This is a genomic window from Novacetimonas sp. GS1 (genome assembly GCF_036686925.1).
Taxonomy (GTDB): domain Bacteria; phylum Pseudomonadota; class Alphaproteobacteria; order Acetobacterales; family Acetobacteraceae; genus Novacetimonas; species Novacetimonas hansenii.
On the sequence record NZ_VSZP01000001.1, the window covers coordinates 3,377,501 to 3,399,634 of the forward strand.

Annotated in this window: 26 protein-coding genes, 1 tRNA gene and 1 pseudogene (1 of these 28 running past the window's edge); 9 read left to right on the forward strand and 19 right to left on the reverse strand. The window is 62.9% G+C overall.

Translation table 11 applies throughout. The features are described from left to right. The 4 genes from FYB92_RS14860 to FYB92_RS14875 form a co-directional block, all read right to left on the reverse strand. A protein-coding gene (locus FYB92_RS14860; RefSeq protein WP_332828900.1) for a hypothetical protein crosses the window boundary here: on the reverse strand, window positions 1-58 show its 5' end (the start). Its footprint begins 98 nt before the window's first position; the window shows 58 of its 156 coding nt (coding positions 1-58); it begins with the start codon at window positions 56-58; the stop codon falls past the left edge of the window. Between the two features lie 12 nt (window positions 59-70). Beyond that, complete coding sequence (locus FYB92_RS14865; protein WP_062808546.1) at window positions 71-580, reverse strand: DUF192 domain-containing protein; 510 nt, start codon at window positions 578-580, stop codon at window positions 71-73. Window positions 581-628: 48 nt separating this feature from the next. After that, window positions 629-1,297, reverse strand: a complete 669-nt coding sequence (locus FYB92_RS14870; RefSeq protein WP_003617525.1) for an MBL fold metallo-hydrolase — start codon at window positions 1,295-1,297, stop codon at window positions 629-631. 80 nt (window positions 1,298-1,377) lie between these two features. Continuing rightward, complete coding sequence (locus tag FYB92_RS14875) at window positions 1,378-1,758, reverse strand: host attachment protein (RefSeq protein ID WP_003617524.1); 381 nt, start codon at window positions 1,756-1,758, stop codon at window positions 1,378-1,380. A gap of 146 nt (window positions 1,759-1,904) precedes the next feature. Here FYB92_RS14875 and FYB92_RS14880 point away from each other — a divergent pair, with 146 nt between their 5' ends. The 4 genes from FYB92_RS14880 (at window position 1,905) to FYB92_RS14895 (ending at window position 5,214) form a co-directional block, all read left to right on the forward strand. Further along, window positions 1,905-3,002: an XdhC family protein gene (locus FYB92_RS14880; RefSeq protein WP_003617522.1), complete on the forward strand. Its 1,098-nt coding sequence runs from the start codon at window positions 1,905-1,907 to the stop codon at window positions 3,000-3,002. Between the two features lie 11 nt (window positions 3,003-3,013). After that, window positions 3,014-3,670, forward strand: a complete 657-nt coding sequence (locus tag FYB92_RS14885) for a nucleotidyltransferase family protein (RefSeq protein WP_332828901.1) — start codon at window positions 3,014-3,016, stop codon at window positions 3,668-3,670. A gap of 106 nt (window positions 3,671-3,776) precedes the next feature. Continuing rightward, window positions 3,777-4,127, forward strand: a complete 351-nt coding sequence (locus FYB92_RS14890; RefSeq protein WP_003617519.1) for a RidA family protein — start codon at window positions 3,777-3,779, stop codon at window positions 4,125-4,127. Window positions 4,128-4,455: 328 nt separating this feature from the next. Then, a complete protein-coding gene (locus tag FYB92_RS14895) occupies window positions 4,456-5,214 on the forward strand; it encodes a CHAP domain-containing protein (protein ID WP_332828902.1) in 759 nt (252 codons plus the stop codon). Between the two features lie 193 nt (window positions 5,215-5,407). Here FYB92_RS14895 and FYB92_RS14900 read toward each other — a convergent pair whose 3' ends face one another. The 15 genes and pseudogenes from FYB92_RS14900 to FYB92_RS14970 form a co-directional block, all read right to left on the reverse strand. Continuing rightward, the gene (locus tag FYB92_RS14900; RefSeq protein WP_003617515.1) at window positions 5,408-5,860 is read right to left on the reverse strand and encodes a 23S rRNA (pseudouridine(1915)-N(3))-methyltransferase RlmH; all 453 of its coding nucleotides are present in this window, start codon (window positions 5,858-5,860) and stop codon (window positions 5,408-5,410) included. Between the two features lie 15 nt (window positions 5,861-5,875). Then, window positions 5,876-6,331 carry a ribosome silencing factor gene (gene rsfS, locus FYB92_RS14905; RefSeq protein ID WP_040511377.1) on the reverse strand — a complete coding sequence of 152 codons (456 nt, stop codon included), beginning with the start codon at window positions 6,329-6,331 and terminating at the stop codon, window positions 5,876-5,878. A gap of 124 nt (window positions 6,332-6,455) precedes the next feature. Next, a complete protein-coding gene (locus FYB92_RS14910) occupies window positions 6,456-7,082 on the reverse strand; it encodes a nicotinate-nucleotide adenylyltransferase (protein ID WP_332828903.1) in 627 nt (208 codons plus the stop codon). A 20-nt stretch (window positions 7,083-7,102) separates the two neighbouring features. After that, window positions 7,103-8,372 (reverse strand): annotated as a pseudogene (locus FYB92_RS14915) (glutamate-5-semialdehyde dehydrogenase). Window positions 8,373-8,463: 91 nt separating this feature from the next. Next, on the reverse strand, window positions 8,464-9,558 hold the full coding sequence (gene ychF / locus FYB92_RS14920) for a redox-regulated ATPase YchF (RefSeq protein WP_003617507.1): 1,095 nt from the start codon (window positions 9,556-9,558) through the stop codon (window positions 8,464-8,466). Window positions 9,559-9,563: 5 nt separating this feature from the next. Continuing rightward, window positions 9,564-10,136 carry an aminoacyl-tRNA hydrolase gene (gene pth / locus FYB92_RS14925; RefSeq protein ID WP_040510392.1) on the reverse strand — a complete coding sequence of 191 codons (573 nt, stop codon included), beginning with the start codon at window positions 10,134-10,136 and terminating at the stop codon, window positions 9,564-9,566. A 32-nt stretch (window positions 10,137-10,168) separates the two neighbouring features. Continuing rightward, on the reverse strand, window positions 10,169-10,789 hold the full coding sequence (locus FYB92_RS14930; protein WP_062808541.1) for a 50S ribosomal protein L25/general stress protein Ctc: 621 nt from the start codon (window positions 10,787-10,789) through the stop codon (window positions 10,169-10,171). A 242-nt stretch (window positions 10,790-11,031) separates the two neighbouring features. Further along, on the reverse strand, window positions 11,032-11,622 hold the full coding sequence (locus FYB92_RS14935) for a histidine phosphatase family protein (RefSeq protein WP_003617501.1): 591 nt from the start codon (window positions 11,620-11,622) through the stop codon (window positions 11,032-11,034). 176 nt (window positions 11,623-11,798) lie between these two features. Continuing rightward, the gene (locus tag FYB92_RS14940; RefSeq protein WP_003617498.1) at window positions 11,799-12,782 is read right to left on the reverse strand and encodes a ribose-phosphate pyrophosphokinase; all 984 of its coding nucleotides are present in this window, start codon (window positions 12,780-12,782) and stop codon (window positions 11,799-11,801) included. Between the two features lie 202 nt (window positions 12,783-12,984). Beyond that, on the reverse strand, window positions 12,985-14,427 hold the full coding sequence (locus FYB92_RS14945; RefSeq protein WP_332828904.1) for a hypothetical protein: 1,443 nt from the start codon (window positions 14,425-14,427) through the stop codon (window positions 12,985-12,987). A 37-nt stretch (window positions 14,428-14,464) separates the two neighbouring features. Further along, complete coding sequence (gene pgeF / locus FYB92_RS14950; protein WP_332828905.1) at window positions 14,465-15,280, reverse strand: peptidoglycan editing factor PgeF; 816 nt, start codon at window positions 15,278-15,280, stop codon at window positions 14,465-14,467. A 77-nt stretch (window positions 15,281-15,357) separates the two neighbouring features. Next, window positions 15,358-16,461 carry a class I SAM-dependent methyltransferase gene (locus tag FYB92_RS14955; RefSeq protein WP_075594865.1) on the reverse strand — a complete coding sequence of 368 codons (1,104 nt, stop codon included), beginning with the start codon at window positions 16,459-16,461 and terminating at the stop codon, window positions 15,358-15,360. After that, on the reverse strand, window positions 16,458-17,321 hold the full coding sequence (gene lgt, locus FYB92_RS14960; RefSeq protein ID WP_003617490.1) for a prolipoprotein diacylglyceryl transferase: 864 nt from the start codon (window positions 17,319-17,321) through the stop codon (window positions 16,458-16,460). Before lgt ends, FYB92_RS14955 begins: the two co-directional genes overlap by 4 nt. Window positions 17,322-17,656: 335 nt before the next feature. Then, window positions 17,657-18,637 carry an ADP-glyceromanno-heptose 6-epimerase gene (gene rfaD / locus FYB92_RS14965; protein ID WP_332828906.1) on the reverse strand — a complete coding sequence of 327 codons (981 nt, stop codon included), beginning with the start codon at window positions 18,635-18,637 and terminating at the stop codon, window positions 17,657-17,659. Window positions 18,638-18,816: 179 nt separating this feature from the next. Beyond that, window positions 18,817-19,056 carry a hypothetical protein gene (locus FYB92_RS14970; RefSeq protein WP_332828907.1) on the reverse strand — a complete coding sequence of 80 codons (240 nt, stop codon included), beginning with the start codon at window positions 19,054-19,056 and terminating at the stop codon, window positions 18,817-18,819. Here FYB92_RS14970 and FYB92_RS14975 point away from each other — a divergent pair. The 5 genes from FYB92_RS14975 (at window position 19,037) to FYB92_RS14995 (ending at window position 21,928) form a co-directional block, all read left to right on the forward strand. Then, on the forward strand, window positions 19,037-19,330 hold the full coding sequence (locus FYB92_RS14975; protein ID WP_003617484.1) for an accessory factor UbiK family protein: 294 nt from the start codon (window positions 19,037-19,039) through the stop codon (window positions 19,328-19,330). The genes FYB92_RS14970 and FYB92_RS14975 overlap by 20 nt on opposite strands. A 300-nt stretch (window positions 19,331-19,630) precedes the next feature. Continuing rightward, window positions 19,631-20,134, forward strand: a complete 504-nt coding sequence (locus tag FYB92_RS14980) for a YbjN domain-containing protein (RefSeq protein WP_110095508.1) — start codon at window positions 19,631-19,633, stop codon at window positions 20,132-20,134. Then, window positions 20,134-20,964: a pyrroline-5-carboxylate reductase gene (proC, locus tag FYB92_RS14985; protein ID WP_332828908.1), complete on the forward strand. Its 831-nt coding sequence runs from the start codon at window positions 20,134-20,136 to the stop codon at window positions 20,962-20,964. Before FYB92_RS14980 ends, proC begins: the two co-directional genes overlap by 1 nt. 134 nt (window positions 20,965-21,098) lie before the next feature. Beyond that, the gene (locus FYB92_RS14990) at window positions 21,099-21,755 is read left to right on the forward strand and encodes a hypothetical protein (protein ID WP_062808535.1); all 657 of its coding nucleotides are present in this window, start codon (window positions 21,099-21,101) and stop codon (window positions 21,753-21,755) included. Between the two features lie 98 nt (window positions 21,756-21,853). Then, window positions 21,854-21,928 (forward strand) — tRNA-Gln (locus FYB92_RS14995). Window positions 21,929-22,134: the final 206 nt, after the last annotated feature.

The following is a 22,134-nucleotide window of genomic DNA, read 5'->3' on the forward strand; positions in this document are numbered from 1 at the left end:
GCCACATGGCGCAATCAGGAAGAAACAGCGGAAAACCGCCATTTCTTTTGATTTTCATGAAGTTAGCGAATCAGGGTGACGGTTTCGCAGCCTCCGGCAGGGCGGCAGATTCGACCTTGTCACCCACGACGATTCCCAACTTTTCGGTCAATCCGCCCTGCAGTTCCAACGTCGCGCGCACCGCGCCATGACTGCTGATATGCGCAAGGCTGAGCGGGACGGCATTTTCAACGATGGAGGAAACGCGGTTATCCGTGCCGATAAAGACGATATCGAGTGGCACGAGCGTATGTTGCATCCACATGTCGCTCTGGCGCGGGAAAGACCAGACGAAAATCATCCCCCCGTCGGCGGGAACGGACTTGCGATACATTTCCCCTACCTGCTGTTCACGGGGGGTCGTGGCTTTTTCCACGGAAAAGACATGCCGCGCATTGTCATGGCCCGTAATGGTCAGGGCAACCTTGGGCAGTTCGGGCTGTGCATGGGTGGGCTCGCCCGTTTCCTGCGCATGCGTGGCGACGGGACCGCACAGCAACAGCCCACACAGACACGCACCGGCAATCCGGGCAGGTGTCATCACGGATGACTTCATCAATCTCTCTCTCCAGCAATCGGTCCCGCACGATCAGCGCAGAAAGAGGTTGCCCTGCCGTTCCGCCCCGATCGTGGTGGTCGGTCCATGACCGGGCAGGATCGTGACATCATCGCCTAATGGAAGCAATTGCCGCACGATGGCTTCCTTCAGCACATCCGCATCGCCATAGGCAAAGTCGGTGCGTCCGACCGATCCCTGAAAAAGGGTATCCCCGACAAAGGCAAAGCGGGTCTGCGGGTTGAAATAGACGACATGCCCCGGCGTATGTCCGGGCACATGCAGCACCTGGAATTCATGTCCAAGCAGGTCAAGCCGTTCGCCATCGGTGACGAAACGATCGACATGGGCATCATGCATGCCATCCACGCCAAAGCGGGCGGCCTGCTGTGTAATGCTTTCCAACAGGAACTGATCGCGTGCATCCGGCCCGATCAGGGGCACCGTGACCCCATCCTGCCGTGTGGTCAGGGCATCGCGCAGGGCATCGGCCCCACCGGCATGGTCAAGATGGCCATGTGTCAGGATGATGGCATCAACCGTCAGGTTCTTGTCCGCGATCACCTGCAACAGGCGGGGCACATCGCCCCCCGGGTCCACGACAACCGCGTGACGTGACCGCCTGTCCCACAGGATGGAACAGTTCTGGGCAAAGGCCGTAACCGCGACGACCTCCAGCGCAAGTGACGGGGGTTGCGACATCTCGGGACTACTCCTGTGGGTCCTGTTGACCGGATGGTCCCGTCATTGAGCCATAAACACACAGACGGGACCACCGTTTATCAACGGATTTTAGGCAGCGGCCATCCCGTCGCAGGAATATCGAAGTGTGAAACCAGATTATGGTCTGGGATGTTGGTCAGATCCTTTTCCAGCTTTGCCACCACGGCGGGGCGTGCCTCGACATCCAGATGGGCAATGATCTGGTGCATCACTTCGCCCGGCGCGGCGATCGCAAGGCCCGGTGCCTCCTTCTTGCGCACGGCGTCATTCAGATATGCCGCGACTACCTTGCCATAAGCACCATCATGCGGCGCCGTGGGGCCTTTCGCATCATCGCTTTTGAGATGGGCAATCGTCGCAAGACCATGTTCACCATGCTTGAGGATACGCGCATGCAGGCTGTCGGCCACAACATACCAGACGGGATCAATGTAACTCATGAAATATCAGCTCCTTGATATAAAACGAAACGCAGAGGCCATGACCACATCACGCCAGTGCGTGCACAAGCACGAACATGGAGACGAACGCACGCGATTTCCAGCAGGTGACGCACCCGTATCCGTGCTGATAGAGTAGCCCTGCCATGACACAGACCCTCACCTCCCACGATCCGCTGGACCTCGCCATCGCGTGGGCCCGCGCCGGACAGGCCACCGCCCTTGCCTGCGTCACCTCAACATGGGGCAGTTCCCCCCGCCCCGCCGGCAGCATGATGAGCATCAGCGCCACGGGCCGGATCGAAGGATCGGTCAGCGGCGGCTGCGTCGAAGGCGCCGTGATCGAGGAAGCGGGCGAGGTCATGCGTAAGGGGCAACCGCGCAGCCTGTCCTATGGCGTCAGCAGCGAGGAGGCATGGTCCGTGGGGCTGGCCTGCGGCGGACTGCTCGACGTGTATGTCGAATCGATACGCACCCCCGAACATCCCGCAGGCACGCTGGGGCTTGACCTGCTGGAGCGGCTTGTTGCCCTGCGATGCGCGCGTCGCCCCGTCATCCTTGCGACACGTCTGTCAGATGGCAGGCACATCATCCTGACCCGCACGGCCGATGGCGTGCAGGCACCCGATGCGTTGCCAGAGGATGCGCGTCACGTCGCCTCCCTGCGTGAAACCGCACGCCAGGCCTTTCATGCCGGACGCAGCCTGCGCCATACGGATGCACATGACGAGGCATGGTTTTTGCACCTGATCCCGATGCAGCCGCGCCTGATGATCGTGGGCGCCGTCCATATCGCGCAGGTCCTGGCCCCCATGGCGCAGGCGGCGGGCTTTGCCGTGACGGTCATTGACCCGCGCACGCAACTGGCCACGGCGGAACGTTTCCCCGGCATCACGCTGGATACGCAATGGCCTGACGAAGCCCTTGACCACCTGTGCATCGACAACCAGACCGCAATCGTCACCCTGACCCATGACGCCAAGCTTGACGACCCGACGCTGCGCCATGCCCTGCAGGGGCCAGCTTTCTATATAGGGGCGCTTGGGTCACGCAAGACACAGGCATCGCGGCTGGAACGATTGCGCGAAGATGGCTTTACCGACGATCAGGCCCGGCGCATCCACGGCCCCGTCGGGCTGGCGATCGGGGCGATCGGGGCTGCGGAAATCGCGCTGTCCATCCTTGCGGAAATCGTCGCGGTCCGCCGTAACGCGCCGCTGGGGCATCATCCCGGCTGGGCATGACCCGATCAGGCATGCCCCCTGGAATCGCGGACATTGCGGCCATACCGGGCGATATAGATGCCATCGTCCTGGCCGCGGGACAGTCACGCAGGACATTTCCACAGCACAAGCTGCTGGCCCGCGATGCGGATGGCCGCCCCATGCTCGCCACGACCATCCGACGCATACAGGCCAGCACCGCGCGGCGCATCATCGTCGTACTGGGCCATCGCGCGCACGATATACGTGACGCGATCATGCCCTATATGGATCCCCGCCACCCACCGCCCCACCTGATCCACGCAGCCGGGCATGCGTCCGGCCTGTCCGCCAGCCTGCGCGCAGGCGTCGCAGCCGCGCAGGCAGAGGGGGCGGGCGGGGCGCTCATCTGCCTTGGTGACATGCCACTGGTGCCGACGGGACTGCTTGACCGCATGATCCAGACCCATCACGACAGCCATCCCGCCGCGGTGGTCGTGATGCAGGGCGGCAGGCGCGGCCATCCCGTCCTGTGGGACCGGCGGATGTTCCCCGCGCTGCTGCGGATGCAGGGCGATCGCGGCGCGCGCGACCTGCTGCGCCAGATGGGCGATGACCTGCGGCGATTGCCGGCGGGGCCGGAAATCCACGCGGATTTCGACACGCCCGAACGGCTGGCGCAGTTTTCCATGCTGTCGCTCGTCTCCTGACCTGCGGGTCTGACTTGACCTGCGGAACGGGCGTGGCACACAGAACGGGCGAACGGGCAGCCGTTGCGGCAACGTTCCTTAAATCTTTCACACAGGGAATAAAAACATGAGCAAGATTATCCGCAGTGATTCGAACGAGATCCTGTCAAAGGTTGTCGAATATCACGGCTTCCTGTTCACGCAGGGCTTCGTCGCGCGTGACCTGTCCGCCGACATCACCGCACAGACCAAGGACGTCCTGGAACAGATCGACGCGGCACTGGAAGCGCACGGCACCGACAATACACGCCTGCTGCAGGCCCAGATCTGGGTCAAGGACATCACCGAACGTGATGCCCTGAACAAGGTCTGGAGCGCATGGCTGCCCAAGGGTGGCGCCCCGGCACGCGCATGCGTCGAAGCCAAGATGGCCCACCCCGACGTACGTGTCGAAATCATGATCATCTGCACGAAATAATCCGTTTCGGCAGACCATGGCGAAGGGTGGCGGGGCGCGAATCAAGTGTCACATTTATGCCACTCTTCGTATCTACATGCTGATCTTCGCGCAGTGCGAATCAAGACATAAAGCCGTGAAAAGCGCTGGAGAAAGCAGATGTTTTTAGTCCAGTTAAGGAATTAATTCCTATTTTTTCGTTTTTGACAGGTTATTCTGCGAAAACTTACATACTCGCGATCGAGATGCGCCACGCAGGCTTGTCAGGATTGCAAACGGCTTGCTACTTCACATGGGCGGGATGCAACGACCCCTTACGGCATAACCCAGAGGCGGAGACTTTAAGAGAATGCGGATCGGCAGTCTGAAGCGTGGCTTTTACCTATCCGTCTTTACAGCCTCTTTCGGGTTGCTGATATCGGGCACCACACAGGCCCGCACCATTCATCATGCAGCGTCCCGCGCGACGCATGCCCCCACCACACATCGCAGTGGCGTGCATCACGCTTCCTATCGCACGCACCGTCATGAAACCGGTCATGTCATCCAGTGCGTCGCCTTCGCCAAGAGCGCGTCAAATGTGATGATCCGGGGCAATGCGGCCGACTGGTGGCACAATGCCGCAGGTCGTTATGCCCGTGGCAACACGCCAGAGGAAGGAAGCGTCCTGAACTTCCGCGCCACGCGCCGGATGCCCCTTGGCCATGTCGCCGTTGTCCGGCAACTGGTCGACAGCCGGACGGTCATCATTGATCAGTCACACTGGGGCCAGCGCGGTGTCAGCCGGAATGTGTCCGTCATCGACGTTTCGCCGAACAATGACTGGTCCGCCGTGCGCGTTGCCCTGAACAGCCGTAACGGTGCGTTTGGCAGCATCTATCCCACCTATGGCTTCATTTATGGCCGCCCCGAAGGGAGCGGACGTGAAAACAGCAGCCAGCAGGCCGACATGATGACCGCCTATCAGCAGGTTGCCCGCCAGCCTGTCGCCACCAGCCGCAAGGGCCATCATGCGGTGACGGAAATCGCGGAAGCCCCAGAACCCGTTTCAGCGGATTCCTCCTCCCTCGCCTTTGAAGACGACGCGCCCAACCGTTCCTGGGAATAACCGGGACCGCGCGAACCTCCTGATACGAGACCACGGCGACAGGGCATTGCCCGTACGGGCATGACCGCCTGAAGGGCGCCCGATATCATCCAGAAGTTTTTGGTGAAGCTTTTTTCTGAGAACGCTTCAAAAGACGCCACTTTTTTTAAAAAGTCGGCATCCCAGAACTTTTATCCCCATCAAGAGAGAATAATCAGCCCGGTCGACCCGCCCGATGATAGGGATGGCCCGTCGCGATCGCCCGTGCCCGATAAAGCTGTTCCGCCAGCAGGCCCCGCACCAGCATATGCGGCCACGTCATCTGTCCCAGTGACAAGGTCTCGTCCGCGCGTTCGATGACGCAGCCATCAAGCCCTTCTGCACCACCGATCAGGAAACAGATGGGACGTGACAGGCCCATCCAGCGTTCCAACGCCCGCGCAAAAGACAGGCTGTCATAGGTCCTGCCCCCCTCATCCATCGCCACGACCTGTGCACGCGGTGGAAGTGCGGCCAGAAGCGCCTGCCCTTCGCGCCGCTTGGCCTCCCCCGCCGCACCGCGCCCTTCGGGCAGTTCCGTCAGTTTAAGGCGCGGGGAAAGGCGGTCGGCATAGCGGTTGAACAGATCCTTTTCGACCCGATCCTTCATCCGCCCGATGGCGATCATATGCAGCAATACTGCCTAGCCCAACGGGTCGGCAGGCTCTTCGGGGGGAATGTCGAGTTCCTTGCCCCACATCCGTTCCAGACCATACATCTCGCGCGCTTCGGCCTTGAACAGGTGGACAATGATGTCACCCGCATCAATCAGCACCCAGTCAGAACCATTGGCGCCCTCGATCAGGACCCGCTTCAACCCGACTTCACGCAACTTGCGCTCGATATGGGATGCCATGGCCGAAATCTGACGGTCGGCCACGCCGGTGGCAATCACCATGCGATCCGCAAAAGCCGCACGCCCACGCAGGTCCAGCACGACGATATCCTCTCCCTTGTCATCGGAAAGGCTGTTCGTGATGATGTCCAGATAGGTTTCGACCATGGGGTCGATCACCGGCTCACGCTGCTCCGATGCGGCGGGGCCTGCCACGGCGGCTTTCTTGCGCGGGGTTCCCGGCGCGGTGATCGCACCACCCAGCGGGGTTGCAGACGCGACCGTGGTCTTGGTGCCCGTACGGCGTTTTGCACCCGTTTCGGCTGAAGGCTTCCTGATGATGGCTCTCACTCCTGTCGGGGTGCCTACGCATGCCCGTCAGGCATGGCTAGGCCGGGCGATGGCCCGATGCACGTATTTCTGTCGCTGATATAGCGTTCTGCGGCGCGGGAAGAAAGACCCATGCGCATCCCCCATATCGTGTCAGTACCGGCGCCTCACGCGCGGGGCGACGTGATGACGCCATATATCGCGCCACCTGCCCGCGCAACGCCGCCGGATTATATCCCGGACGCGGTAAAATCGCGACGGGCACAAGCTGCATGATCCGCCGCCATCGCCGCCAGCATGCCATCTGCGCCAGGCCATCCGCCCCCATCAGCCAGACAAAGCGGGCACATGGGAAACGGCGTCGCAACTGCGTAATCGTATCAATGGTGTACCGGGTTCCCATGCGGCCTTCGATATCGGTGGCGATGATCCGCCGCCCGAACGGGGCGACACGCCTGAGGGCCTGCTCCAGCCGCTGCGCCTGCGGGGCCATGCCCGCCACGGGTTTCAATGGATTCCCCGGCGACACCAGCAACCATACCTGATCCAGGGAAAGCTGGCGCAACGCCCGGCAGGCCAATTGGACATGCCCATCATGGATGGGATTGAACGACCCACCCAGCAGCCCGATTGATGCGCGGCGACGGTCCCCACGCACGGGAATGGTCGCAGAGGCCCCCGTCATGACACAGCCATCATAACGCGTCAGGGACGGACCTGACCGGTGCCGATCACTTCGTACCGGAACGTGGTCAACTGTTCCAACCCGACGGGGCCGCGGGCATGAAAACGCCCGGTGGCGATGCCAATTTCCGCACCAAACCCGAATTCCCCCCCCGTCACAGAACTGGGTGGAGGCATTCCACATCACCACCGCACTGTCGGTTTCATTCAGGAACCGGGTCGCGGCGTGCGCATCTTCGGTGATGATCGCTTCGGTATGGGAACTTCCATAACGCACGATATGGGCCAGCGCGTCGTCAATCCCGTCCACCACCGCAACCGATATGACCGCATCCAGCCATTCGGTGGCAAAATCCTGCGCAGTCGCGGGGGGCAGGTCGGGCACGATGGCGCGCGCGCGCGCATCCGCACGGAACGCACATCCCTTCGTCGCCAGATCCTCCACCAGTCCGGGCAGAAGCACCGGGGCGATCGCATTGTCGATCAACAGCGTTTCCGTCGCGCCACAGATGCCCGTGCGCCGCATCTTGGCATTCAGAACGATGCGCCGCGCCATTTCAAGGTCGGCGGCAGCATGGACATAGGTGTGGCACAATCCTTCGGCATGCGACAGGACAGGAACGCGGGCCTCACGGCACACACGTTCCACCAATGATTTGCCCCCACGCGGGATCAGCAGGTCGATCAGGCCCGACGCCGCCAGCATGTCGGCCACATGGCGGCGGTCCGTATCGGGGGGGATCTGCACCGCATCCACCGGTAGGCCCGCAGCCCGCAGCCCGGCCTGCATCGCACCATGGATCACACGCGCACTGTGGATGCTGTCGGACCCGCCACGCAGGATCACCGCATTGCCCGACTTGATGCACAAAGCAGCGGCATCCGCCCCCACATTCGGGCGGCTTTCATAAATCATGCCGATCACGCCAACCGGGGTTGCGACACGGCGTATTTTCAATCCGTTGGGGCGCGTCCATTCGGACAGCACCCGCCCCAACGGGTCGGGCAATTTCGCGACATCCTCCAGCCCCTTCGCCATCGCCTCGACCCGTGCCGCATCAAGGGTCAGGCGGTCACGAAAGGACGCGGCGCCAGAAAACGCCGCGACATCGCGCGCATTGGCCGCCAGCAGCTCGGCCCGGACAGCCCGCAGCGCGGCCGCCGCCTGGCACAGGGCCTCGTTACGCTGTGCTGTGCTGCTGTGGCCCAATGCGCGACCTGCGATGCGGGCACGGCGCGCCATATCGGCCACCACTGTCGCGGCCGTCGGGGAAAGCGGGGCATGATCCATGGGGGTGGATGTCGCGGAAATGGTCATGCCCTTGGGTTTCCCTGTCATTCAATGCGCGATGCGGGCCATGCGGACCACATCGCACCATGCATCAGACGTTAAAGCGGAACAGCAAGACATCACCATCTTGCACCACATAATCACGTCCCTCGATTCGCAGCTTGCCAGCTTCCTTGGCGCCAGCCTCGCCATTGCACTGGATATAGTCGTCATACGCAACGGTTTCGCAGGCGATGAACCCGCGTTCAAAATCATTGTGAATGACGGCGGCGGCCTGCGGCGCGCGCATCCCGGCCGTAATGGTCCATGCGCGCGTTTCCTTTGGCCCGACCGTGAAGTAGGTGCTCAGGCCCAGCAGGCGATACCCTGCGGCGATGACACGGTCGAGGCCACTGTCACTCAGCCCCAGCCCATCAAGGAATTCGGCACGGTCTTCCGCGCCCAGCTGGCTGACTTCGGCCTCGATCGCAGCAGACACGATGACCACGGCCGCCCCTTCGGCTTCGGCGCGGGCACGGACCTTGTCGGAAAATGCGTTGCCCGTCGCGGCAGAGCCTTCGTCCACGTTACAGACATACAGCACCGGCTTGGACGTCATCAGGTTCAGGCGGCGCACCGCCTCTTCCTGTCCGGCGGGAATGGCGGTGCGCGCGGGCTGCCCCTCACGCAGGGCCGCGATCAACGGCTCCATCAATTCGACCTGGGCTGCGGCCTCACGATCATTGCCGCGCGCCTTTTTCTGTAGCGCCACGATCCGTTTTTCCAACGACTCGAGATCGGCCAGCATCAGTTCGGTTTCAATGATCTCCGCATCGCGCAGCGGATCGACCCCACCTTCGACATGGGTGATGTCATCATCCTCGAAACAGCGCAGGACATGGATAATGGCGTCCACCTCGCGGATGTTGGCAAGGAACTGGTTCCCCAGCCCTTCGCCACGCGACGCGCCACGCACCAGACCCGCAATATCGACGAATTCAAGGCTGGTCGGCAGGATCTTCTGCGACTTGCCGATACGCGCCAGTTCCGCCAGCCGCGGGTCAGGCACGGCAACGCGGCCGACATTCGGCTCGATCGTGCAGAAGGGGTAATTCGCCGCCTGTGCCGACGCCGTTTCGGTCAAGGCATTGAACAGCGTGGACTTGCCGACATTCGGCAGCCCCACGATCCCGCAGTTGAAGCCCATATCCCCTATTCCCCCGTGTGGCTGGCCATTCTGGTCATGAACAGTTCCGGCTGCCCGTCCGCAAGGATTGCCGCCGTATCCGACAGCGCATCAAGCATGGGATCGAGCCACAGCCGGTCATCGCGCGAAAAATCGCCCAGCACATGCCCCGTCACCCGTTCGCGGGTGCCAGGATGGCCGATGCCGATCCGCACACGCCAGTAATCCTGTGTGCCAAGCATGCGGTCCATGGACCGCAGCCCGTTATGCCCTGCCGCCCCGCCACCGCGCTTGACGCGGATACGGCCGGGGGCAAGGTCGAGTTCGTCGTGAAATGCCGTGATGGCATCGGCCGACAGCTTGTAAAACGCCGCCGCCTGCTGAACACTTTCACCCGAAAGATTCATATAGGTCAGCGGCTTGAGCAGCATGACCTTGTGGCGGCCAATCTGCCCTTCGCTGACTTCACCGCGAAAGCGCTTGCGCCACGGGGCGAACCCGTGGCGTTCGGCGATCCGGTCAACGGCCATGAACCCGACATTATGGCGATTCCGGCTCATCCCCGGTTCGGGGTTTCCCAATCCGGTCCAAAGGAGCATGGCGTCTGTCCAGTCGTGTCAGGTTCGCGCGATCAGCCCGCGGCGTCCGCGGCCGCGGCGTCACCACCCGCGTCGTCAGCCTCGACCGTCGGTGCGGCGATGGTGGCGATGACGAAGTTCGGGATATGCTGGACCGGGGTCACATGTTCCGTACCCTTGAGGTCTTCCCAACGCACGTTGTCATGGATGTCGAGCTTTGACAGATCCGCGCTGAAGCCCTCGGGCATGTTGGCGGGGTCGGCCACGACGTCCACGGTATGACGCACGATGTTCAGCACACCACCACGCTTGATACCGGGGGAGACTTCTTCACCGGTGAAGGTGATGGAGACTTCCACATGCACCTTCTGCCCTTCGGCAAGGCGCTGGTAGTCAACATGCAGCGGCACGTCGGATACCGGGTGCAACTGGATTTCACGCAGGAGCGCATGCTCCGTCTTGCTGCCATCGATGGAGATGTCATAGATGCGCGAGCGCCAGCCCGGCTTGTGCAGTTCGCGGGCCACGATACGCGGGTCGAGCGCGATCAGCACGGCTTCCTGCTTGCCGCCATAGATAACACCGGGAACAAGCCCGGCACGTCTCGTCGCCCGCGCTGCCCCCTTACCAGCCTTCGCGCGCGAAGAAACATTGATTTTCGTGAATTTGGTCACTTGTCTGCTCCTGAATCACAAGGCGCGCCAGCCTCCAGGGGTGCCAGCGCGTGCGCGGCCTTTAACGGAAAAGGCTGCGCGATGCAATGTGGACAGGCATTTTTACCCCATCGGGCCGGGCAATGTGGCGCGCACGATACGCATCCTGCCCTTCCGTCATCGGGGATGGGTCTTACGGCCACCACGTCACCTTGAAACGGCCGCCGCGTCGCGCAATGGCCCGCGAAACGCGAAGAGCGGTGTCAGGAAACGGCGGTCAGTTCCCATGGCTGTGCGGGGCCTGCGGGCTGCGCCCACATGGGCGTTGCATTGGGCAGGCGTACGTTGGGCTTCAACCCCATTGCCGCGCGCAGGGCACGAAACATGCCGCCATGACAGACCACAAGCGGTACGCCGGGGGCCTCGGTCGCGCGGTTGATGGCGCAAACCGCGCGTTCACGCAGTTCGGCAAAGCTTTCGCCATCCACAGGCGTATATTCCCCCGCGATCCAGCTATCGTACCAATTGCCCATCGGCTTGCCTTCCTGGTCGCCGAAACAGACTTCTTTCAGCCCGTCATCAAGGTCCACCTGGAACAGCGGCGCACCATGTTCCGCAAGGACTTGCGCCACGATTTCCGCCGTACGCCGCGCACGCCCCAGCGGGGAAGAGACAATGCGCGCGATGGGATGTTCCCCCAGATGCCGCGCCAGCACCAGCCCCGCCTGCCGCGCCTGCGCCTCCCCCGTGGGATTGAGCGGGATGTCGGTCCGGCCCTGTGAACGCCCCTCGGCATTCCAGTCCGTCTCCCCATGTCGCAGATACCAGTATGGCCGGGCGAGCAGGTCCGTCATCAGCAGGTTCCTTCCTGATTGGCTGTCCCGGCGATAGCCTTCACCCATTGCCGGGTCAATTCAACCCCGTGACATACTATGAAATAAATCCCGCATCATGACGCCGGCCCATCAGACCGTGCCAGTCAGACCGTGCCCGTCACACAGGCCCCCACCGTCCGGTGGCCCCAGTTAAATCAGTCAAACAGGGACGACACAGAACTTTCATCCGACACCGCACGCATGGCGCGGGACAGCAGGTTGGCCGTGCTGATCTGGCGGATATTATGCGACTGGCGCACGTCCTCCGTCTTGGCAATGCTGTCGGTCAGGGTCAGCATCTGCAACGGGGACTGCCCGATGCGGCTGACTGCACCGCCCGTCAGGACGCCATGGGTCACATATGCCTCCACCGCAGCGGCGCCATGGCGCATCAGGGCCTCCGCCGCATTGCACAGCGATCCGCCACTATCGACGATATCATCAACCAGCACGCAGTACCGCCCGCGCACATCACCGATCACATTCATCACCTCCGACACACCAGCGCGTTCGCGCCGCTTGTCGATAATGGCAAGGTCCACATTCAGCCGCTGCGCCAGTTGCCGCGCACGCACCACGCCCCCCACATCGGGGGAGACAATCATCAGGTTATGCGGTCCGCCGGGAATATTGAGTTCCGGGGCCTCGTACGGCAACGGCGCCTCCAGCCCCATGCGGCCCTTGATATCGCGGGTAAATAGTGGGGCGGCATAAAGGTTATCCACCGGGACATCGAAAAATCCCTGGATCTGCATGGCATGCAGGTCCATCGTCAGGATGCGGTTGGCACCGGCCTCCACCAGGATATTCGCCACCAGTTTTGCGCTGATGGGGGTGCGGGGGCCGGATTTGCGATCCTGCCGCGCATAACCGAAATAAGGCATGACCGCCGTGATGCGCCGGGCAGAGCCACGACGCAGCGCATCGAGCATGATCAGCAGTTCCATCAGGTTGTCATTGGTGGGCGAGCAGGTGCTCTGGATGACAAACACATCCTCGCCACGCACGTTTTCATGGATCTCGACAAAGATTTCCATGTCGGCAAAGCGACGGACGGTTACGTCGCACAAGGGCATCCCCAGTTCGACCGCAACTTTTTCAGCAAGGGGCAGATTACTGTTACAGGCGACGATTTTCATCTTGCGACGTTCCCGGACGACGTGAGGCGGAGCGACCGTGCAGGGCACTTCCGTTTGCATGGATGGGCCGGGTTCTAGCAATCGCGCCAGTCCGTGTCACCACCGCACCGCCCCGAAGTGCGGCCAGAACACATCAACGCGGACCTGCATCATAAACACACATCCCCAACGTGGCGTGACAGCCACACCTGCCGCCGGGCGGTTATCGCGGCGGCAGGGTCACCCCCGGCAGGTGCCGCGCAGGCACGGTGACGGGTGTGGCGGTGGACGGCGTGGCGGACGATACGGAAGATGGAACCTGTGTCGATACGGCCTGGGCAGGCGGAACGGACGCTTGCACGGGTGACGGTACGGATGGCGATATCGTCGGCACCGCCGTCGCGGGGACCATCACGGGTGGTGCGGCAGGAGAGGCCACAACCGCAGCAGCCGGGACAGAAGCAACAGCAGGAACGGCGGTGGCTCTGGCCACCACAGGCGGTGTGGCAGGAGCGGCAGGGACGGGGGGCACAGGAACAGGAGGGGCAACACGGGCAACCGGGGCCGGTGACGCCGTCACCGCCGGGGTTGGCACCACCTGAACTGGCGCCACCGAAGCTGGCGCCACTGGGGTCGATATCACGGGGGTCGAGGCCGCAGGGGTGGAGGCCACGGGGATAGAGGCCACGGGCGACTCCGCCATGGCAGGCACATGCCGGGTCACGGAATGTGGTGGGGCGGCTGAATGCACGATGGGCGGACTCGCGGCAGGCGGGGCCGTAACGGTGGCGGCATTCGCAGAAAGCGGCACGTTATCCCGCCCGGAATAGCGCGAGATGATCTGTCGCACGCCCCCGGCGGCTTCCTCGCCCGCGGCTTCGGCGGCATCGCCCCATTTCCGGTCAAGCGCATGCGCGGCGATATCATGGATCTGCGTCGCGGCCCCGGCTTCCTTGCCATGGGGGTCGGTCACACGCCATGTCAGCGTCAGGCGCTGACGTGCCGGACCGGGCGCGGGCAACTGTGTTACGACCACGGTACACAGGACGGTAAAATCGGCCCCGCCCTGCGTATGCTGGACCTGATCGTGGGCATCGCGCAACGATGCGGAAAATGCCCGGGCCAGTGCTGCATTCCCATCACCCGGCGCGCCCCTCACCCCCTGGAAAAACACATGGGCGGGCCGATTTTTCAGGCTGCTCGGGTCTTTTTGCATCTGGGCGGCCTGAATACCGGTCAGCAGGGTCGCGACCTCTGGCGCGGCCTGTCCCGCCGATGCCATCATTACCGCATCTGACCCGCCAGACCACGACGCGGCGGGCACGGGCGCCCCCTTGACCTGCCCCCGGACCTCCCCTTTCGGGGTGATCACGGCATAGGTCGGGACGACCATGTTCCCCTCAAGTGTGGCGGTCATGCGTAACCACCAGTCGCCATTTTTCGCGGCCTGCCCCACGGCGGGAACCGACTGGTCCAGCATCGCGGCAACCATGTCCTTCTGCCATATCTGCGCGGCCATGTTGACCAGCAGCGCCTGCGTGGGCAACGGTACCGCAAGTCGTGCGGGCGGCGCATCAGAAAGCTGCGACAGGCCAGTGCGACGGAACGGATGCGGCACGTCGAGACACCCGGCAAGGAGGCACAGGCCCGACATCGTCAGGGCCATCACGCCATGCCTGAAAAACTTTACCCTCATTGCAGCATCATACATGGGGCACGGTGATTACTGAAATCTGGTGCCCGATCTTCCCGCCCCCCGCCAGCGTGCGGCGGCGATGGCTAAAGAACCGGCCCTCGTCCGTCAGGGTATCAATCCCCAGCGCCCGCGCCACCCCCACGCCCGCACGATGCAGGCGCGCCACGCAATAGGCGGCAAGGTCGAACTGGTCATGCCCCTCCCGCCGCGCGGGGGTGAAAAACGCACCCGCCGCACCGTCCAGCGCCAGCACCGCGTCCCGCATGTCAGCCCCGACCTCGTAACTGTCACGCGCGATACAGGGGCCGACCACGGCACGGATATCGCCTGCCCGGCTTCCCAGCGCGCACATCGCAGCAACCGTTTCCTCCAGCACGCCAGCGGCGGCGCCACGCCATCCGGCATGTGCGGCCCCCACCACCTGCCCCCGCACATCAGCAAACAGAACCGGTGCGCAATCAGCGGTAATGACCCCCAGTGCAAGGCCGGGACGGGCGCATACCATGGCATCTGCCAACGCGCCCTGCCCCTCGGCCCATGGTGCGCTGACGCTGACCACGTCACGGCCATGGACCTGCGTCACACCAAGGAGGTTTTCTGGCGCGACCCCCACCGCGCGTGCGACCCGTGCACGGTTTTCACGCAGGGCGGCAGGATTATCGCCACTGCGCATGGAGCAGTTCAGCGATGCATATGGCCCGGTCGATACCCCCCCAAGGCGGGTGAAAAACCCATGTGGCACATGACCCAGCGCCCCGGCCCGCACGATCGCCCCATCCAGCTGATCGTCTTCCAGTTGCCCCTTCCCCGCCATTTGCATCATCCGCCCGTTGCCTGTCCGCCGTATTCCGGCCCGCCTTTTCCCAACTTACCTTTTCCTTACTTAATCTTTCCCTGGACTTAATCTTTCGTCTGGCCGCTTTCTGCTGGACCAGCATTCCCGCCACCACCGGCACAAGTTGGCGCGGTGGGCATGCAGCCCTCAAATCCCGCCAATCCGGTTATGCCGGGCGATGTCAGGGCCATGACACGAAACAGGCCGCCCATGCGATCGGGCGCCGCAAGGCGCTGCGCGGCCTCGCCAATCTGGCGTGCGACCTCATGCGGCTGGTTGCGTGCAAGCTGCTGCGCACGGGGAAACAGGCCCAGCGCCGACAGGAACGCCCCCTGTGTCACACTGCCCCATGTGGTGCATCCGCCCGCACGCGCGGCCATACCGAATGCCGCAAAATCGACATGCGCCGTCAGGTCCGCCATCCCCGGCCGGGCCAGCGGCCATGCCGGACGCCCATCGCACAGGGCCTGCAACGTATCGCCCCATCCCGGCCCGTCATACCCGTAATCAATGAACAGCGCGGCCCCCATCCCATCCATCAGCCGCCGCCCGAGTTGACGCGCGATGCCAAGCGCGCCCTCGCAGGTTTCAAGCACCTCGCCTTCGGGCACATCGCGTGTCGCAAGGGGGCCATCGGCAGGCAGGTCAGTGGCGGGGGCGGTCACGAACACCTCCCCCACCACACTGCGTTCGTCCCATCCCCGCGCGGTGCGCACGAACTGCCGGATGGGCAGCGCATCAAGGAATTCATTGGCCAGCAGGATCATCGCCCCCGGTGGCAGTCCTGTCACCGCATCATGCCAGACAGGCGCACACACCCCCACATGCGGCGCCAGCGACGTGGCCTGAACCTGACGCAGGCGGGGGGAGGTTTCGACCATATGCACCCGCGCCGCAGCGTAACAGGCGGGGGCCACGCGCGCCAGCAGGCGCAGCGCATCGGCCATCAGCGTCCCGCGGCCCGGCCCGGCCTCCGCCAGGACAAAGGGCGTGGGGGTGCCCATGGCCTGCCATGTGACCGCCACCCATGCGCCAAGGAGTTCGCCAAACATCTGCGAGATTTCGGGCGCGGTAATGAAATCGGCAAACGGGTCACGCCCGCTGTAATACGCCGCATTGGCACGGGCCATGAAACGGTCCAGCCGGACAGGCGCGGCAGGAACATTCATCGGGCGGTGTCCCCGTCCTCCTCCAGCCCGGGGGCATCGGGGGGCATCAGCTCCGTGCGCGCGGGACGCAGGCAGGCATTGAGCATCAGCCCCAGCCCGCCGATCACCATGGGCACGCACAGTACCTGCCCCATGGTAACGCCAAACGGCAGGAAGCCGATAAAGGAGTCCGGTTCGCGAAACAGTTCGCACACCGTGCGTGCGATGGCATAACCGAACAGGAACAGCCCCGCGAGGAAGCCGGGATGTTCACGCACCTTCTGGCTGCGTGACACCAGCCACATCACGGTAAAGAGCACCAGCCCTTCGGCAAAAGCCTCGTACAGTTCGGAGGGATGGCGCGGCACCGGCCCGGCATCGGGAAAGATCATCGCCCACGGCAGGGTGGCCGGGGCCTCACGCCCCCATAATTCGCCATTGATGAAATTGGCGACCCGCCCCAGCCCAAGCCCGATGGGCACCACCGTGGTGATCCGGTCCGAAAAGCCAAGGAAGCTGAGTTTATTACGCCACGTAAAGATGATCAGCGCGATAATGACCCCTGCGGCCCCGCCATGGAACGACATTCCCCCGTGCCAGACCTCCAGGATCGCCAGCGGGTGGGACAGATAGTATCCCGGCTGATAAAACAGGATGTAGCCAAGCCTGCCGCCAAGCACCACACCCAGCGTCGCCCAGGTCAGGAAGTCATCGACCTGCAGCGCGGACGCCGCACGTGGTGCCAGCGCCACAAGGCGCCGCGCCACGCGCCACCCGACCACCAGTGCCACGATATAGGCCATCGCATACCAGCGCAGGCCAAACGGTCCGAAATGCACCATGACCGGGTCGAATTGCGGGAATATCAGGACAGGCAGCATGCAGCGACTTTCACAATCGGGATTTTACAGGCACGGGACCGCAGTGCCTGCTTCATTAAAATAACCCGTTGATAATAAATAAAGTAAACGTTTTCCGATGCCATCCCCACCTGCGGCAAAGGCGGCGTTACCTGAAGGTTCGCGGAAAATCCATTCCCAGGGTCCCACATAATCCCAAGATGTTATTGGGTCTGCCACATCCGGCAATCCCCCACATCCGTTTGACATGAAAAATCCCACACCATCGCGAATTTCCCCAATGTCGTGGCGGAGCTTTGTCAAACCCAAAGGTCAGAAGGCGTCATCATGTCAAAAAGAGGCGATACCCAAAACCTTTAAAGATACGGGTCGGCAGCGGCAAGATACGCACGGACATAGCGTTCCACACCCTGTGCAAGCGGAGTGAAAGCCTGTGTGTAACCCGCCGTGCGCAGGCGCGTCATGTCGGCGCAGGTATAGGATTGGTACTGCCCGCGCAGGGCGGCAGGCATGTCGATAAATTCGACCCGCCGCGCGACATGCGCCGCATCGCACACCGCATCCACAAGGTCGAGACAGGTGCGCGCCACCCCGGTCCCGCAATTGAACAGCCCGTGGACATGCTGGTGATCCAGCAGCCACAACATGACCGACACCACATCCCCCACCCATATGAAATCACGCGCCTGATGCCCGTCAGCCACGTCCGGCCTGTCGGAACGAAACAGGCGCGCCGGGCCACCGGCACGCAGTTCGACGTATTTCGCATGCACAAGCGAGGCCATGGCCCCCTTGTGATATTCATTGGGGCCATAGACGTTGAACAGCTTCAGCCCCGCCCATGACAGCCCCTGCAGGTCGCCCTGCGCAAGGCGGCGTTGCAACAGGCAGTCGAATGCGTGCTTGGACCATCCATACAGGCTGTTGGGGCGCAGCGTGTGCAGGTGCGCCGGATCATCGGAAAACATTCCCGCCCGGTCCGCCGCACCATATGTCGCGGCGGATGATGCATAAATGAAGCGGGCTTCTTCATGCGTGCACCATTCCAGCAGGCGCAGCGACAGGTCCACATTGGTGCGCCACACCATGTCGCCATCGGTGGCGGTGGTGTCGTTGACCGCGCCAAGATGGAAAACCGCCGTCACGTCAGGCCGACTGTCGAGGAAAGTATCCAGGTCTGCCGGTGCGATCAGGAAATCCGGCACATGCTTGCACAGGTTATGCCATTTCCCGCCATTACCCAGCGAATCGACAATGGCGGTCTGTTCCCCCCGCGCCTGCAACGCCTGATGCAGGCACGACCCGATACACCCCGCTCCGCCTGTAATGATGATCATGACGCCAAAATCCCATTAGAGACTGTTTGAAAAGTCAGGCGCGATAACATACTGAAATTATAAAGGTTTTTGGTGAAGCTTTTCCCAAAAAGCTTCGAAAGACGCCACCTTGTCTGAAAAAAGGCAGCACCCAAAAACTTTTCTTGTTTTTTATCAATGGGTTGTTTTCAAACACTCTCTTATGTCCGCAAACGCCGCAACACCATGCCATAAACCACCACAAAGACAGCGCCAACTTCGTCATGCCACAATGCCATCCATGCCGCCGCGCGGATGGCGCACGGGCATGGATGGCCACACGGATGGCTCTGCGACGGGTATGGGGCTATACTTATGCCCCGCACGTCGCGACCCGGCGTGCCATGCCCATCCGGTCCATGACCTAAGGAGTTACGCGCGATGTCCGCCAGACCACGCATTTTTGATGACCTTGCCGGTGTTGCCGGCGGTGCCTTTTCCGCCCTGTCCGGCGTGCGCGAGGAAATCGGCGCCATGGTCCGCGCCCGCGTTGATGAGGCGCTTGCGAACCTGAACCTTGTCCGCCGCGATGAATTCGAGGTCGTGCGCGAAATGGCGACCCGTGCGCGAATCGCACAGGAAACGACCGAAAAGCAGATTGCGGCCCTTGAAACCCGCATCGCCGACCTTGAAGCCAGCATGACGACGCCCGCCGCCACATCCTATCGCGGCTGACGCGGCACGGCGTCCGGCGCGACACGCCATCGCGGGCAGCGCGTGCATGACCTGTGGACGCGCCGACGGGTCGCGCCCGCAGGTTGCCGCCATTGGTGCGGCCCCCGGCGCATGAATCCGCAACATGCGCCCCGGACATGCAGCCGCCGCCACATCGCCACAGGCTTGCCACCACGACCATACCGGCAATAGGGTTGGGATTACGTTCCCACGCCCCCATTGTGGCGGGGGACGGGTTGCAGACGCTCGGGATCCGGGGAATGCCGGATTCCCTCCACGACGGCTTCGGGGAGTCCCAAAATGCCTGCCTTGAATTTCACGACCACGCCCAAGGACTCCAACCCGCTTGATCTGATGGAACAGATCGTCGGCGGGTATGAATGGGCTTTCGACCGGCGCAATGATTCGGAAATGGCGGCCGAGGCACCTGGCAAATGGTGCGATTACGGCCTGTTCTTCTCGTGGTCACGCGAAGTCAGCGCGATGCATTTCACCTGCACCTTTGACCTGAAGGTCCCCCATGCGCAGCGGCGCAACCTGTTCGAACTTGTTGCGCTGGCGAACGAACGCCTGTGGATCGGACATTTTGGCATGGACCTGGACAATGGCATGCCCCTGTTTCGCCATGCCGTCCTGCTGCGTGGCGCGCCCGGCGCATCGGTCGAAAGCCTTGAGGACATGATCGACATCGCCCTGACGGAGTGCGAGCGCTTCTATCCCGCGTTCCAGTTCGTACTATGGGGCGGGAAATCCCCCGCAGAAGCACTCGAAGCCGCAATGCTCGACTGTGCGGGTATGGCGTGATGGCGGATGCGCAGGCCACTCCCCTTCCGTCCATCCTGCTGATCGGATGCGGGAAAATGGGCGGCGCGATGCTCGAAGGTTGGCTGGCGGAGGGGCTTGCCCCCTCCGTCGTCGTCGATCGCCATCGTGACACGCTGCCCGCGCCACACCGCCTGGTCCGTGACGTGGCGGACCTGCCGGCGGATTTCCGCCCTGCCCTGATCGTACTGGCCATGAAGCCACAGAAGGTGGCGGCCGCCATCGCCGCCGTCGCACCGTTGGCCACCCATGCACCGGTACTGTCGGTCCTCGCGGGGCGAACGGTCGGTGGCCTGACGGACGCATTGCGTGCCCATATGCCCCCCGGCGCGCACCCCGTCGTCATCCGGTCGATGCCCAACACCCCTGCGGCGGTGGGCGAAGGCATGACCGTCTCCTATGCGCCACCATGCGCCAGCGCGGCGCAACGCGCGCTATGCGACCGGGTCCTGTCCGCCGTGGGACAGACCGCATGGGTTACGCACGAAGATGACATCAATGTCGTGACCGCCATTTCCGGCAGCGGCCCGGCCTATGTCTTCTTGCTGGCGGAACTTCTTGAACAGGCGGGCATAGAGGGGGGATTGCCCCCCGCCCTTGCACGCCAGATCGCACGCCAGACGGTTTCGGGCGCGGGCGTGCTGATGCAGCGCAGCGGGATCGACGCGGACGAACTGCGCCGCAACGTCACAAGCCCGGGCGGCACCACGCAACAGGCATTGTCGGTCCTGATGGCCCCCGATGCGTGGCCTGCCGCCCTGCATGCGGCAGTACGGGCGGCAACCGAACGGGCACGTGAACTTGCATCCTGAGATACGCGCAATATAACGGCCACAACCCGGCGAAACCTTTCGCCATATCACGTCAGCGCCCGGCCCGTGTCATTGCATCATATGCGCACCCGACACGCCCGGGCAGACAAGACATCCGGAAGATCGTGATTTCCATGGACAACGACCAGTTTGACGATGCCCTTCTCCGCGCCGCGATGGAGCGCGCCGCCCTTTACGGCTGGCGGCGAATGACGGTTGTTGATGCCGCACGCGATGCGGGACTGAGTCTGGATGTCGCGCGCAAGCGCTTTGCGTTCAAGGCGAATATCCTGCTGACGCTGGGGCGCCTTGCGGATGAAGCAGCGCTGGTGGATGACGGATCAACCGGCACCCCGCGTGAAAAACTGTTCGACCTGCTGATGCGTCGCCTTGATGTATTCCAACAGTACCGCCCCGGTGTGCGCGCCGCGCTGCGTGCGCTGCCGTTCGACCCGCCACTGGCGCTGCTGCTGGGTGGGGCGACGGTCGAAAGCATGAAATGGATGCTTGGCGCCGCAGGTCTGGAAGTCAGCGGACTGGCGGGCGCGCTGCGTGTCCAGGCGCTGCTTGGGGCATGGACCCTGACACTGCGTGCATGGGACAAGGATGACAGCCAGGACATGGGCACCACCATGGCCACCCTCGACAAGGCACTCGACAAGGCGCTGCGTTTCAGCGCACTGCCCGGACGCGGCAAGGCCACTGATGCACCGGAATCCGCCACGGGCCTCGGGGCGCATGACTTCTCCACGGACCCGAGTGTGGACCTGCCGTTGGAACCTTTTGCCTGAAAACGGCTTTTCCATCCGTCGAAGTGCTGTTGCCCCTTTACGCGCACCCGCTTCGCGCTTTAGAAGTGCGGCAGCAACGACGAATCGTTCGTAAAGATTGGGGCGTAGCCAAGCGGTAAGGCAGCGGATTTTGATTCCGCCATGCGGAGGTTCGAATCCTCCCGCCCCAGCCAGCCGATTTTCCAAATCATCCCTATCCCCGCACGCCGCCCCTCTCTGGAGAGGCCCCTGCCGGGTGCAGGCAGCATTGCTGTTTTTGTGGCGCACCGTTGCGACTGTGACGCGTCCATTGCGATACGGGGGACAAATGCCCCTTCTGTTCGAATCGTACGACGCAAAATCCGCATGGCGCATGATGCGCAGGCCCCACGCCAATCAG